Annotated in this window: 13 protein-coding genes and 1 tRNA gene; 3 read left to right on the top strand and 11 right to left on the bottom strand. The window is 61.8% G+C overall.

Going from position 1 to position 13,601, the window contains the following annotated elements; all coding sequences use genetic code 11:
- Positions 1–22: 22 nt before the first annotated feature.
- The 10 genes from RY1_RS00160 to RY1_RS00115 form a co-directional block, all read right to left on the bottom strand.
- Complete coding sequence (locus RY1_RS00160; protein WP_139279683.1) at positions 23–937, bottom strand: cyclase family protein; 915 nt, start codon at positions 935–937, stop codon at positions 23–25.
- On the bottom strand, positions 934–1,788 hold the full coding sequence (locus RY1_RS00155) for an enoyl-CoA hydratase-related protein (RefSeq protein ID WP_072801516.1): 855 nt from the start codon (positions 1,786–1,788) through the stop codon (positions 934–936). Before RY1_RS00155 ends, RY1_RS00160 begins: the two co-directional genes overlap by 4 nt.
- Positions 1,785–3,248, bottom strand: a complete 1,464-nt coding sequence (locus tag RY1_RS00150) for a hydroxymethylglutaryl-CoA lyase-like TIM-barrel protein (RefSeq protein ID WP_072801515.1) — start codon at positions 3,246–3,248, stop codon at positions 1,785–1,787. Before RY1_RS00150 ends, RY1_RS00155 begins: the two co-directional genes overlap by 4 nt.
- 17 nt (positions 3,249–3,265) lie before the next feature.
- Complete coding sequence (locus RY1_RS00145; protein ID WP_072801514.1) at positions 3,266–4,672, bottom strand: acetyl-CoA carboxylase biotin carboxylase subunit; 1,407 nt, start codon at positions 4,670–4,672, stop codon at positions 3,266–3,268.
- A 2-nt stretch (positions 4,673–4,674) separates the two neighbouring features.
- Positions 4,675–5,199, bottom strand: coding sequence for an acetyl-CoA carboxylase biotin carboxyl carrier protein (locus tag RY1_RS00140; protein ID WP_072801513.1), 525 nt, complete (start codon positions 5,197–5,199; stop codon positions 4,675–4,677).
- Positions 5,200–5,271: 72 nt separating this feature from the next.
- Positions 5,272–6,138 carry a cyclase family protein gene (locus RY1_RS00135; protein WP_084727042.1) on the bottom strand — a complete coding sequence of 289 codons (867 nt, stop codon included), beginning with the start codon at positions 6,136–6,138 and terminating at the stop codon, positions 5,272–5,274.
- A complete protein-coding gene (locus RY1_RS00130) occupies positions 6,135–8,135 on the bottom strand; it encodes a 3-hydroxyacyl-CoA dehydrogenase NAD-binding domain-containing protein (protein WP_072801512.1) in 2,001 nt (666 codons plus the stop codon). Before RY1_RS00130 ends, RY1_RS00135 begins: the two co-directional genes overlap by 4 nt.
- A 153-nt stretch (positions 8,136–8,288) precedes the next feature.
- The gene (locus RY1_RS00125) at positions 8,289–8,942 is read right to left on the bottom strand and encodes a 3-oxoacid CoA-transferase subunit B (RefSeq protein WP_072801511.1); all 654 of its coding nucleotides are present in this window, start codon (positions 8,940–8,942) and stop codon (positions 8,289–8,291) included.
- Complete coding sequence (locus RY1_RS00120) at positions 8,939–9,640, bottom strand: 3-oxoacid CoA-transferase subunit A (protein ID WP_072801510.1); 702 nt, start codon at positions 9,638–9,640, stop codon at positions 8,939–8,941. The genes RY1_RS00125 and RY1_RS00120 overlap by 4 nt, the downstream gene beginning before the upstream one ends.
- 175 nt (positions 9,641–9,815) lie before the next feature.
- Positions 9,816–10,379: a TetR/AcrR family transcriptional regulator gene (locus tag RY1_RS00115; RefSeq protein WP_169914528.1), complete on the bottom strand. Its 564-nt coding sequence runs from the start codon at positions 10,377–10,379 to the stop codon at positions 9,816–9,818.
- A 509-nt stretch (positions 10,380–10,888) separates the two neighbouring features.
- Here RY1_RS00115 and RY1_RS00105 point away from each other — a divergent pair.
- From RY1_RS00105 to RY1_RS00095, 3 genes are all read left to right on the top strand, one after another.
- A protein-coding gene (locus tag RY1_RS00105; protein WP_371829440.1) for an IS3 family transposase occupies positions 10,889–12,045 on the top strand; the annotation gives its coding sequence in 2 pieces (ribosomal slippage) (positions 10,889–11,156 and positions 11,156–12,045; 1,158 coding nt in all).
- 325 nt (positions 12,046–12,370) lie between these two features.
- Complete coding sequence (locus RY1_RS00100; RefSeq protein ID WP_072801508.1) at positions 12,371–12,976, top strand: hypothetical protein; 606 nt, start codon at positions 12,371–12,373, stop codon at positions 12,974–12,976.
- 5 nt (positions 12,977–12,981) lie between these two features.
- Entirely contained in the window at positions 12,982–13,320 is a 339-nt protein-coding gene (locus RY1_RS00095) for an ATP-binding protein (RefSeq protein WP_072801507.1), read from the top strand.
- 182 nt (positions 13,321–13,502) lie between these two features.
- On the opposite strand, the gene RY1_RS00090 is transcribed toward RY1_RS00095, so the two are convergent.
- A tRNA-Pro gene (locus tag RY1_RS00090) sits at positions 13,503–13,576 on the bottom strand.
- Between the last annotated feature and the right edge of the window lie 25 nt (positions 13,577–13,601).

Here is a 13,601-nt window from a genome sequence, read left to right as displayed (position 1 = left end):
GCTCGACCCCGCCTATGAGCAACTACAGGATTGCGAGAGCGTTCGCCGGCGAACTGACGCCACCGTGAAGCGGCAGCGGTGCCGCGGTGAACAGGAAGCTCCAGCGTTCGTGATCACTACACGCACTCGCTAGATCGTCGAGATTCAACAACTCCATCAACGACAAACCGAGTGCAGGAAGCAAGCGTCGATGCAGTGATCCTGCCTCACGAGAACCGGGCGAATCCTCGACCGCCGGGTTGTCCGCTCCGAGTAGCGAAACCCCGCGATTCCACAGATACCTCGCTGTATCTTCTCCCGCGTGAAGACCGTTCCAGGTGCGCACCGGCTCAGCCGGTCGCTGGCGAAACGCACTCAGCCAGCCGGTCCGAACGAGGAGAATGTCGCCGCGCTCGACGACCACACCCTGTTCGTTGGCCACCGTATCGAGTTCCGTCGGGGTGATGGGCGTGCCTGCCGTCGGATCGTCGTCGACACCCCGTGCGAGCCTGGACCGGTGAACGTCGAGCAACACGCCTCGTCCGACGATGGCACGCGTGGCCCAGTGATGCATACCGAGTTCTTCCCTCGCTTCTGCAGCGTCGACATGCCCTCCGTAGAAACCGAATTCGCGGGCACGCACATGTGCAAGGCCATCGATCTGTGAGTAGGCCTGCGGATTGAAACTGTCGAGAACATCCTCGAGTTCATTTCGACCAGCCTCGATCACTCTGTGCGACAGAGCATCTCGACCGAACAGAGGATTGCCGAACGTGGTCATCGGCTCGCTGAGCGAGAACGCCGTTCCAAGTGTCACCGATTCAGAGGCGAGCCGCACCTGTTTCGGGCCGATCCGCTCCAGCGTGCCGGTGTGGTGAGGTAGCAACCCCCACGAGTGCCGAACCCCCAGATCACCGAGTTCGGGAAGCTCGTCGTACGTGGGCAGGTCGACGGTCACCTGGCACCCCGAACACTGCCGAACTGCGCCTCGAAATCGGCGTTGAACTCGGCGATAGCGGCCTTGAGCCCGATGTCCTTGATGCGCGATTGCGTGTGCTTGACCTCGGGGGTCATATGCAGCAACGCATCGGTTTCCGCGCCTATCCTCGCGTAGGTGAGCAGCCCGTCCAGCTCCACCGCGCGATTGACCGCCTCCTTCTTGAGTCTCAGGAGCGAGCCTGCCGTTCGCGCGATCGAGTGCGCCGTACGACGGACGTAGTCGTGCAGCTCTGCCGCTGGGACCGCATCGGCGGCCCACCCCCACTCGGCCGCCGTCGAACCGGTGATGCGTCGTCCGGCATCCATCGACATGAGTTTGGCGCGCTGACCGCCGACCCTGTGCACCCAGAGCGGCGAGAGGTATCCTCCGCCGAGTGCGAGAGCGGGCGAAGTCATGATGTTCGCATCCTCGGCCACGATCGTGATGTCGCACAGCGAGGCCAGCTGCGCGCCACCGGCGACGCAGTGCCCGTGCACCGATGCGATGACCGGTTGCGGGTGTCGCCATATTCGCGTGAACAGTTCGATGTTGCCGAGCAACCTGTCCCTGTCCTCGACCGGTGAGCGCTCTGCCGCATAGCCGACCTCGGACGAATCCGGTGCGATGTCGTATCCCGCACAGAAGGCACGACCAGCGCCCCGAATGACGACCACTCGCGCGTCCGTCTTCGCGCTGTCGTCCAGCCTGTCACCCAGTTCGTTCAGAAGCCTGTCGTCGAGTGCGTTCAAACGTTCGGGCCTGTTCAGCGTCAACCAGGTCACCGGACCATCCACCTCGACCTCGACGGCGTTGCCGAGCTCGGACATCATGCACCTCTCGATGTGGCGATGCTGAACTCGGGAGTCGACACCGAGAACGACTTGCTGCCCCGGGAATCGCCGAGCAGCTCGACGACCGACTCGACGACTTTGTTCGTGCTGCGGCGTCGATCCGTCCGCAGTGGGCCTTTTGCCAGCATGGCGTCTACCTCCTCGTCCGACATCATGAAGCGGATGAGCAGTTCCTCGTCGGAGATTCCCGGCGAGAACTGCGCTCGGATCTCGTCGAGCGTCGGTTCCGGCCTGGTCCAATCCTGCAGTTGTTTGGCCCGAGGACTCGACAGGATCTTGTCGAGCACATCGGGTGCGACGGGCGCGGGGACCGGTCCGTAGTGGCCGAGAACGTAGTGCACCACTTCGTCGGACACCATCGAATAGGGATCACCGGTGATGATGTTCAGCACTGCCTGAACACCGACGAACTGCGAGAACGGCGTCGCCATGATCGGCGACCCGAGTTCGACTCGAACCTTCGGGATCGCCTCGAGCACCGCGGGGAACCGATGCCCCAATCCATGGCGCTCGAGCTGATTGATCAGCGTTCCCGTCATTCCACCGGGCAACTGGTGGTCGTACATCCGAGGGTCGTACTCGGCTGGAACGCCCGTCGAGCGGCCGGCGTCGCGTGCAACCTGCTCGAAGTGCGCGGCGACGGGTTCGAAGGTCGACGTGTCGATCGAGTGTGTGAAACCCATATGTTCGATCGCCGTAACCATCGCCTCGGTCGAAGGCAACGATGGTCCGTTGGCCATGGGCCTCGAGGCAGTGTGCAACCGGGTGAAGCCACTCTCCACTCCGACGATGTAGTTGTGCTGCGCAAGATTCGTCGTGTTGTGGCAATGGAGTTCGAGGGGGATGGTTCCGGTCGCCTCACGGATGGCTGGGAGCAACGTCCGCGCGCGCTCCGGCTTCAGCACTCCAGCAGCATCTTCGAAGTAGATCGATTCGACTCCGGTCCACGACGCCATCTCCCGGGCGCGATCGGCGAAGTAGACGTCGTCGTGAACGTCGGTGAGGCCGTACATGATTGCTGGAACGGCCTGGCCACCCGCCTGCGTGACGACGTCGACCATGTGCTTCATCAACGGCATGTCGTACAGGCAGTCGTACAGCCAGAAGCTCGTGACGCCATGCTTGATGAGCGTCTGGATCCACAGGTCCATGATCACCTGCGGCGTCGGGGCGAAGCCGACACAGCTGAGCGTCCGCAGACCCGATCGCAACTCGTTGCCCTTCAAACCTGCAACGAGGAAATCCAGTGTTGCCCATGGGTCGTCGGCGTACTCACGGAGCAACACCGTGAACATGCCCGCGCCGGTGAGGTCGATCGTGCGGTAGCCGGCGTCCTTCAGGTACGGCAGCGCGCCTGCCGCCTCGTAGGCGCGCAAACGCATGCCCCACAGGCTCTGCTGACCGTCGCGAAGACTCTGTTCGACGAAATCGATGTGCATGATTTTCCTTCGATGATCTAGGACGCTGTGCGCCCGGAAGCGGGCAGCGTGGCTGTGTCGGCGTCCCATTCGGGAAGGAAGACGTCCTCCAGCCACTTGGTCGTCACCGGACCTTTCGCGAAGTCCGGGTGGGCGAGGATGGCATCGTGGATCGGTGCAGTCGTCGCTACGCCGCCCACGCGAGTCCTGGCGAGCACAGCTCGCATACGTTCGATCGCTTGATCACGAGTGGCCGCGTGCACGATGATCTTCGCGATCAGCGAGTCGTACCACGGCGAGATGACGGCTCCGGCGTGCACGAAGGTGTCCACGCGGATCCCCTCGCCGCCGGGGACCGTCCACTCGGTGATCGTTCCGGGCGTGGGCGCGAAATTTCGTGTGCTGTCCTCGGCATTGAGGCGGCACTCGATCGCGTGTCCCGTGGTGTGGACGTCGCTCTGCTGGAACGACAAAGGGCGTCCGCTGGCGATACGCAGCTGCTCACGAACGATGTCGATCCCGGTGATCGCCTCGGAGATCGGATGCTCGACCTGCACGCGAGCGTTGACCTCGAGGAACACGAATCGGTTCCGGTCCGCGTCCACGAGAAACTCGACCGTGCCTGCTCCCACGTAGTCGAGCGCCGCGCACAATTTCACTGCCGCAGCACGAATGTCGCCGATGAGGCTGTCCGGCAAACCGACGGCCGGGGCTTCCTCGATGACCTTCTGGTAGCGGCGTTGAGTCGAGCAATCACGCTCACCCAGGTGGCACACGTTTCCGTACGTGTCGGCGAGAATCTGCACCTCGACGTGCCTGGCGCGCTCGACGTAGGGTTCGACGTACACCGTCCCGTCGCCGAATGCCCTCTCTGCTTCCAGGCTCGAACGGACGTAGCCGTCCTTCACCTCGTCCTCGGTCCGCAGAATCGTCATACCCCGGCCGCCTCCGCCCGCAGATGCCTTGAGCAACAGCGGAAATCCCAGGCGTCGAGCCGCCTCGACGGCGTCTTCCACGCTCGCGAGTCCGCCGGAGCCTGCACCGGTGGGAATACCGACCTCGTCGGCAACAGCACGCGCGCCCAGCTTGGAACCCGACCGCCGCATGATGTCGGCAGGCGGTCCGATGTAGACGATGCCGTTCTCCTGGCAGGCGTCGACGAGTTCGGGTCGCTCGGACAGGAATCCGTAACCGGGGTGCAGGGCGTCGCACCCGGTCGCGATCGCGGCTTGTACGACACGCGGAATGTCGAGGTAGCTCTCTGCCGCTGCGGCGGGTCCGATGACGACCACCTTGTCCGCCAACCGGGCGGCAAGTGTTTCGGTATCCGCCGCCGAGCAGGCGAGCACGCTTTCGATGCCCTCGTCGAAGCACGCACGGATGATGCGAACCGCGATCTCACCCCGGTTGGCGACGAGGACTCGGTCTATTGTTCGGCCGTCCACGGCTATGCCTTCGGCTCGATGGTGACCAGCGGGGTTCCGAACTCGACGGCGACAGCGTTCTCGGTATGAATCGCCGTGACGACACCGTCGACTCCGGCTGCGATGTTCGTCATCAACTTCATGACCTCGACGATGCCCACGGTGTCGTCCGCCGCCACCGTCTGCCCGATCTCGACGAACGACGCGGCGCCGGGCGCTGAGGCGCGCCAGAAGACTCCGACGCTGGGTGACTCGACGACGTGCGCGTTCTCGGCGGCCGCAACACCGGTCGCCGGTGACGCTGTCGCAAGCGAAGCGGGCTGTGCAGGCGCAGCGGCGACAACCGCTGCAGGCTGTTCATGCTGCTCGGCGACCACGGCGCGAACGGGTTCCGCCACCGCTGCCACCGGTGCCGCGGCACCGGCCAGCTGCAGTCCGTTGCGTGCGACCGAGATGCGCACGTCGCCGATCACGACCTCGGCCTGGTCGAATTCCGAATCCTGCAGGGTATCGAGAATCAGCTTGATGTCGTTGGGTAAAACGCTCATTTACCGCTCCTTCAAACGTTCGTTTGGTTGAAATAATCGTATGTATGTCCGGGGTCACACGCAACCGGCAACTCAGCTGACGAAAGCCAGCGGACGCAGCGGTGAACCGGTACCACCCTTGATTCGCAGGGCGGCAGCGACGAAATGGAACCCGTCGTATATCCGGTCTTGTGCCAACAGCTCCAATTGCACGGACTCCATGATCGGCGTGCCGTGCTCGACCAGCAGATGAACATGTACGTCGAGAGCCGGAACTGTCCACTCCGGTTTGTGTTCGAAGCTAGCGGTATCCGCACCGACGGCGAGAACGCCTCGATCGGTCAACCACTTCGCACCGGACAGGCTGACTCCTGGAACCCCGACTCCCGTGCCGAGGTAGCGCTCCGAGTCGTCCCAGTGCTTCATCAACCCGGTCCGGAAGAGCACCACGGAACCGCGTTCCGGTGCAGGCCTGTCGGCGAACCATCGATCGAGTTCATCCGCTCCGAATCCGTCGCGGTGCGTCATTTCACGACCGAAGAGAACTTCGCCGTCGACGAGATGTCCGGGACCGACGAGGGGTGGCAATTCTTCGACCGAACCGACATCGACTCCGTCGGTCCAGGTCTGGTGGTCGTCGACGCCGACTCCCCCGAACACCAAGCCATCCTTGGAGATGTGCGCGGGAGCATCCACGTGTGTGCCTCCGTGACCCGGAATCGTCACCAGTTCCATGGCCGACGAGATCCCACCCGGATAGTTGTGGCTTCCGTGCTTCTTCACCAATGTGTAGGAGTACGGAGGGTGCGCGACGTGGTGTGTCATCCCGTGCTCGAGGCGAACTGCCAAGTCGTACACGCGATTCGACATAGTCGGCCAGGTGAAGTCGCCCTCCCAGGTACCGCCGCCCCAATTCTTTCCAGCATTCACGCCGCTGAGCCCTTCCTCGGTGGTTGTCATCGTGTGGCCTCGTCCAGAAGTCGGCGGACGGCCGACGGCACAACACCGTCACCGGACTCCGCCAAGATCGGGTAGCCGTGTGGGTCCGAGGAATGCACTGCCGCCAGCGCTCGGACCTGCTCGGACTCGTTCAGTCGGGAGAACGCCTTGACGGGACCGCCGCGGTGCCTCGGGAATGCGAAACCTTCGGTGAGTGCAACGTCGACATCGGAGGCCCTACGAGCCACACCGCTGGCGAGCACCGCGGCCGCGCCTGCCACCATCGCGCCCAGGATGCGCATCCGTATTTCGTCTGCGTCGATCGCGCGGGGCGTCGATCCTGCTGCGGCACGACATTCATCGATGATCGCGTTCACTGCGGGATCATCGATGCCCCGACCTGCGCCGTCCGGGTACGCATACCAGCCGGCGCCCACCTTCTTGCCCAAACGACCTGCTTCGCACAGCCTGTCCGCGATATGCACATAACGACAATCGGGATCTCGATCAGGGGCAAGTCGCTTGCGCCGCGACCACGCGATGTCGAGGCCCGACATATCTGCGACGGCGAACGGTCCGACGGCCATTCCGAATTCTCCCATGGCCTGATCGACCTGGGCCGGAGTCGCTCCGTCCTCGACCAGAATTTCGGCCTGCGCCCGATAGTCGGCATAGACGCGATTGCCGACGAATCCATCGCCGACGCCGCTGACGATCGCTACCTTGCCCATTGCCGATGCTAGTGAACCGAGAGCGGACCGAGTCCGTTCGTCGGTCTTCGCTGCAGGAATCACTTCGACCAGCGGATTTCGGCGTGCAGGATTGAAGAAGTGCAATCCCGCGAACCGGTTCGGATGCAGCATTCTCTCGGCCATCTCGTCGAGGTCGAGATACGAGGTGTTCGACGCGAGAACAGCGTCGTCGCGGACGGTCTTCTCCAAGTTCTGCAACAGATCCTGCTTGACGGCCATGTCCTCGAACACCGCCTCGATCACCAGGTCGCACTCGGCACAGGCGTCGAGCAAGGTGGATGTCGTAATCGAATCTTCGGTGATTCGTGCCAGAGCATCGGTGTTGCCGTCGACGACGACGACACGATATCCGTGCTCGGCGAACAACGCGGCCAGGCCTGCACCCATCGTGCCTGCGCCGATGACTCCGACTCGTTCGAGGCGGGAGGGACCGGACGAGCCCCTCAGATCCTTCGCCGCAGCCTGGCGAGCGAAGAACAAGTAACGAAGGCTGTTCGATTCGTCGGTGATCCGCAGGTCGTCGAAAGTCTTTCGCTCGACTGCGAGCGCGTCGGTTGCCGACAGCTCGATGCCGTCGACGACCAATTCAGCGGCGATACGCACGTTCGGTCGGTGGCGGCGCGGCAGACCTGCTGTCACCCCGGCACGGTCGGCGAACGGTGCCGACGATGGAACATCGACGAGTCGTCGCCGACTACGCAGGCCCGCGGCCCACGCGACTGCTCGTTCGAGTAGCTCCGAATCGGGCACAACGGCATCGACGAGACCGATCTTCTCCGCTTCAGCTGCGCCGATTCGGCGGCCTGTCGTGACGAGATCCGCCGCCGACTCGACACCGATCAGCCGTGCCGACCGAACGGTGCCGCCGGCGCCGGGAACGATTCCGAATCCGACCTCGGGAAATCCGAGTTCGGTTGTCGGGGTCGAGATTCGCGCGTCGCAACCCAGCGCGAGTTCGAGCCCCCCGCCGAGAACGAGCCCTCGAACAGCCGCGACGACGGGAATCGTCAAGCCATCGAGCGCCGAGATCACTGCCGGAAGTTGAGGTTCGGACAGCGGAAGATCGAATTCACGCAGATCGGAACCGGCGTAGAAGTGTCTACCTGCCGTGGTGATCACGATCGCGGACACGTCGGTTCGGGCGCCGAGAACGGCAATGGCATCGAACAACGCGCTCCGCTGCGCCGAGTTACCGGCATTGACCGGAGGGTTGTCGATGGACAACACCGCGACGTCGCCGACCGTCTCGACCGTCACCAAACTCATGAATTCTCCTCAGAAATGCGGCGCATGCTCACTGCGCCGTGCGGCCGCGGCTGGGCGGCCGCGGCTGGGCGGCGGAATGTGTATCGATTGCGAACGACGAATCCTGCGTGCCACGCGACCTATCCGAAAGGTCTGCAGCACAGTGAATGTCGTCTATGCGTGGACACCGCTGGGGGCGTCGAGACGAACAGAGCAGCGCTCTCGCAGTTCCTCGAGGGTCGCCGCACCGCTGAGTTCGACTACTGCGAACCCGCCATCCTTCGGCTCGAAGATGCCGTAGTCAGTGTAGACACGGTTCACGCATCCACGCCCGGTGAGCGGGTACGCGCAATCCGTGACGAGTTTCGACTCACCGCTCTTGGTGAACAGGTCCATACACACGAAGACGTTCTGGGCACCCGCCGCGAGATCCATGGCGCCGCCGACACCCGGAATCACCTCAGGGGAATTCGTTCGCCAGTTCGCGAGGTCGCCGTCGACAGCGACCTGATAGGCGCCGATAACGCAGTATTCGATGTGGCCACCTCTGATCATCGCGAAAGAGTCTGCGTGATGAAAGTAGGACGAGCCCGATGTCTCTGTTACGTAGAGCTTTCCGGCGTTGATCAAATCCTCGTCGATCTGGTCGCCGACAGCCGCAGGACCCATTCCCAGCATCCCGTTCTCGGTGTGGAACACGAGTTCGCGACCGGCTGGTACATGGTCTGCCACCATCGTCGGCATGCCGATTCCCAAGTTGACGTAGGAACCGTCCGGGATGTCGGCGGCAACACGGGCGGCCAACTCGTCGCGGGTCCACCGACTCATCGAGACTCCTCCTCGGTAGACGTGCTCGAACGCTCGTCGAGCACGAACAGTCGGTCTACGTAGATTCCAGGCGTAACAGTCGTCTCCGGATCCATCACTTCGGGACGGACCAGACGAGACACTTCGGCGACTGTCACATCTGCCGCGGCCGCCATGAGCGGACCGAAGTTTCGGCCCGTCTTGCGATAGGTGAGGTTGCCGTACCGATCTCCGACCTCGGCCCGCACCAGTGCGAAATCGGCGCGAAGGGGCAGTTCGAGGACACAATCGACACCGCCGAACACACGAGTCTCCTTGCCTGCAGCCAATTCCGTTCCGTGCGCGGTCGGCGTGTAGAAGCCCATGATTCCGGCCCCGCCTGCGCGGATTCGCTCGGCCAGGGTTCCCTGCGGCACCAGCTCGAGTTCGATCTCACCCGCGCGATAGAGGTCGTCGAACACGGTCGATCCGATGGCTTTCGGGAACGAACACACGACCTTGCGCACCCGCTTGGCTGCGAAGAGCTCCGAGATCGCACGCCCTCCGGCCCCTGCATTGTTGTTGATTATCGTGAGATTGCTTGCACCGCTGTCGAGTACGGCATCGATGAGCGCTGACGGCTGACCCGGTGGCCCGAAACCGCTGACCATCAACGTTGCCCCATCCGAGATGCCGGCGACCGCATCGTCGAGAGACCCGACGACCTTGTTCACTGCCATTGTGACGCCTTCCGATTTTCCATCAACCGATTGGTAGAATATCGGAGAATGTGATCCGCGTCTAGTGGGCTATTCCAGGGGCGATGACGTCACACACGATCCAAGCCGAGATCCACGAGAAAAGCCCACGCCGTGGAACAGGCGTGGGCTCCGGACAACAAGCAAGATCCCTCCGCTACAGCGCTGGCGCACCGTTCAGCACCACACGTGTCGCGTAATCCACATAGCGTGTTGCAACCTGGGCGGCCGTGAGTGAACCCGTCGAGTGAAACCAGTCCGGCACCGACGACACTGCTGACATGATGAAGTTGCTCATCATCGGAGCGTCGACAGAGGAACCAAGGTCATAGTCCTCCGCCAATTCGACTATCAGCACGCGCAGCGTGTGATCGTAGTAGCGACGCTGCTCGACCATCACAGCGCGCAAGTCGTCTCCGGCGTGCCTCCATTCACGCGCGAAGAGGCTCGCACGGGGAATGTTGTCGAGATACCAGAGCGTGTATTCGTTCAAGAACCCACTGAAGCGGTCCATCGCGGGCGCATCGGACTGCTTGTATTTCTCGGCGATCACCTGGACTTGGTCATGCGAACTCTCGAAGATCCTACGGAGCAGGGTCTCCTTCGTGTCGATGTAGTAGTAAAGGCTGCCCTTCAGCAATCCCAACTCGTCCGCGATGTCCTGCATCGACGTCGAGGCGTAGCCCTTGCTGTAGAAAAGGCGAACTGCTGCAGCGACCACTTCCTTGTCTCGCGACCGTGCTCCGTCGAGGTCCTTTTTCTTGGTCTTGTCACTCGCCGGCGGTCGCCCCCTCCCACGCTTGCCGTCGTTGGTTTTCGTCAACCTTCTCGTACTCCTCCCCATCTCGTCATCCATGGGATCTGCCCGTCGGTTCGATTCGACCCTATTGCACTACACGTCGGCACTAATTCCAAACGACCGTTTGAAATGCGCAGGTCGTTGCAACATGGAGGTCAGCTGTCCAGATCGTCACCACGACCCAAGTCACAACACGAACGTCGCTAGTTACCTTGGCCAGGCATAGTGCAGCCTCACAGCAATTCCAACGACCATCGTGGAACCCCGGAATCCTCGTGAGGTAGGCAGCCTCTATCAAGAGCGCTCGTCACTACAGAATCTAGACACCTAGGTGAACACCGAGATAGCGACTGGCGTGTTCCCGGTGAACGAGGCCATCTTGTTTTAGAGTCTTGTTGCCCGTGAACTGGGCAGACAGGACGATGGAGAATATGGCTGGACGGAAGCGGAATTCCGCGGAGGACATCGTCCGCAAGCTGCGGCGTGCAGACGAGCTCACTGCGATGGGCAAGACTCAGGACGAGGTCGCCGCTGAGCTCGAGGTGTCGTCGGCGACGCTGTACAACGGGCGCCGCCAATACAGCGGGATGGACACGGACGCGGCGAAAGAGCTCAAGGAACTGCGCGAGCAGAACAGCAAACTCAAGCGGTTGCTCGCCGAAGCCGAGCTGGAGAAGGATGCGTTGCGGGAGGTGGCGAAGGGAAAATTTTAGGCCCAGCCGCCAAACGCGCTGCTGTGGACATGCTCGTCACGACGATGAACATGTCGAAACGGCTCGCGTGCAAAGCAGTTGGGCTTGCCCGCTCAACCTACTCCCGCATCCCTATCGCGCAGACCCCTGCCGACCCGGACGCGGCCCTGAGAACGCTTCTGCGTGAGTACGCACGTATGAACCCGCTGCACGGCTTCCGGCGGGCCTGGGCGCACATGAGGCATGACAAAGGCATGCAGGTGAACAAGAAGAAAATCCACCGCCTCTGGAAAGAGGAAGGCCTACAGGTGCGGATCTACCACCCACGCAAACGCGCGGGAATCAGTTCCTGCCCGCAGGTCGAAGCTGATGCTCCGAAGGTGGTGTGGGCTATGGATTTTCAGTTCGACTCCACGATCGACGGGAATGCGATCAAGATCGCGTCGGTGATCGACGAGCACACTCGTGAGTCGCTGCTGAACATCGTCGAGAGGTCGATCACTGCGCAACGGTTGACCGACGAGCTGGATAAGGTGTTCGCGTTGTGGGGTGGACCGCCGTTGGTGTTGCGGATGGACAACGGTCCGGAGTTCATTTCGCATGTGCTGCAACAGTTTTGCCGTGACCGAGTTGGTATTTCGTACATCCCGCCGGGGACGCCGTGGAACAACGGGCACATCGAGTCTGGGGGCACCTCCCTCTGGGGGATCAACAACCGTCTTCGGAAGAAGTGCCTGAACCGCAACTATTGGACGAGCTTGCTCGAAGCTCGGGTTGTGATCGAGGACTTCAAGGACGACCACAACAACCGGCATCGCCACTCTTCGCTCGGCTACCTCACGCCGGCCGAGTACGCTGCCCAGTGCACCCACAACCACCAGCCGGTCGAGGGCTAGATCGACTGAAGATCAAACCGAAGCGGTTCTAAAACGCGGTGGTCCGACTATCGGGGACCTGCCAGTTGAATTTGCCGGCGAACACTGTCAACACATGAGAATTGTATGGCGCGGCGGCCGTGGAGCCTTGACGGTAACGTTGGATGCCTTGACATCGATTGTCTCAACCGTGCCGCGATTCAGTTGTTGCTCGGATTCAATCTGGCCAACTTGCTGGCTGATCGCGAAGTGTGTCGGTACCACCAAGTATTTTCGCCGTATGCGACGACATTGGTCAGGATCTGCACGCGGGCGATACTTCAGAGGTGATAGTTGTCCTGCATGCGTGGGCGACCAGCCGCGGTCCTCACGTCTGGAAACGCAGATTTTCGACTTGCTGAATTTTGTTCTCGGAGGCGGCGAGCAAGATTTGAAGCTGCCGAGCGACGGGAGAATGCACTTGGATATGCGTTTCCGCACGGCGGGCGGTGACACGATCGGATTGGAGTACGACGGAGCGTACTGGCACGCAGGCAACGAAGCCGCAGACCAAAGAAAGGCCCACAGAGTCGTCGCAGACGGGATCGCGGATCTGGTCGTGCGTATACGCGAAGACCCGCTTGCCGCACTGTCTCCCTACGATATCGTGATTCGGCACAAAGAATCGGCACCGACAGTTGTCAACGCTACACTTCTGCACCTAGTTCACATGGCTGTGGTGGACGCGCAGACCGCGGACCGTATCTCTGCAATATTGGTGGCGTCTAGTACGGCACCGTCCATCGAGAGCATTACGTGTGACGAGTGCTGGCTGCTCGATGGTTCGATCCGGCATGCCGAGTACGAGTATCGTTGGAATGAAATTAAGCGGCGACGCCGCGCAGCTCGTCGACCTGCCGGGAAAACAGTCCACCGAGCAAGCCAACGGCACCAAGGGTTTGACAAAGATTGACGGTCATGGGAGACGACGCTGTTCTATGCCGGCCCGACACGGGGGGTATCGACGAACTCGGGTATTTACCGTTGCCGGGTGAAGCGGCGTCAGCGTTGTTTCAGGTTGTCTCTCGGGCGGTATATGAAGACATCGATCGTGATTGCCAGCAATCGTGGTGTGGTGTTGGTTCGTGGGGAACGGTTCTCGGCGACGATACCGTCGCAGCAGCGATGCTCGACAGGCTCTTGCATCGATCGGTGGTGCTCGATATGTCCGATGATTCCTACCGCCTCCGCGACCACAACGCACGCTCGGAGAAACTCCGCAAAGCCGTCACCGGGACCCGTCAACCGCTACAGTGATCACCGCTACCGGGTGAGCACTTTCGCTGAGCGAAGTTGAGCATTTTCGATGAGCGCCGTCATGCCCAGTGATGTCCGCTTTCTGGAATGTAAGAAACGAGTAGTGACACGCTCACGGTACGCAAACGAAAAAAGCGGCCTCGGAACTCTCCGAGACCGCCTCTGAACTGCGTAAATGAGTGTCGGGCTGACAGGATTTGAACCTGCGACCACTTGACCCCCAGTCAAGTGCGCTACCAAGCTGCGCCACAGCCCGCCGCGCCGGTTAAGGCGCTCGATGA

The organism is Rhodococcus yunnanensis NBRC 103083, assembly GCF_001895005.1.
Lineage (GTDB): Bacteria > Actinomycetota > Actinomycetes > Mycobacteriales > Mycobacteriaceae > Rhodococcoides > Rhodococcoides yunnanense.
This window is presented reverse-complemented; position numbering and strand designations above follow the sequence as displayed.

Bases quoted from the DNA above. Each gene is read 5' to 3' on its own strand.
- RY1_RS00155 (WP_072801516.1), bottom strand. From the start codon at position 1,788: ATGATGTCCGAGCTCGGCAACGCCGTCGAGGTCGAGGTGGATGGTCCG.
- RY1_RS00150 (WP_072801515.1), bottom strand. From the start codon at position 3,248: ATGCACATCGATTTCGTCGAACAGAGTCTTCGCGACGGTCAGCAGAGC.
- RY1_RS00140 (WP_072801513.1), bottom strand. From the start codon at position 5,199: ATGAGCGTTTTACCCAACGACATCAAGCTGATTCTCGATACCCTGCAG.
- RY1_RS00135 (WP_084727042.1), bottom strand. From the start codon at position 6,138: ATGACAACCACCGAGGAAGGGCTCAGCGGCGTGAATGCTGGAAAGAAT.
- RY1_RS00130 (WP_072801512.1), bottom strand. From the start codon at position 8,135: ATGAGTTTGGTGACGGTCGAGACGGTCGGCGACGTCGCGGTGTTGTCC.
- RY1_RS00125 (WP_072801511.1), bottom strand. From the start codon at position 8,942: ATGAGTCGGTGGACCCGCGACGAGTTGGCCGCCCGTGTTGCCGCCGAC.
- RY1_RS00120 (WP_072801510.1), bottom strand. From the start codon at position 9,640: ATGGCAGTGAACAAGGTCGTCGGGTCTCTCGACGATGCGGTCGCCGGC.
- RY1_RS00095 (WP_072801507.1), top strand. From the start codon at position 12,982: ATGGGAGACGACGCTGTTCTATGCCGGCCCGACACGGGGGGTATCGAC.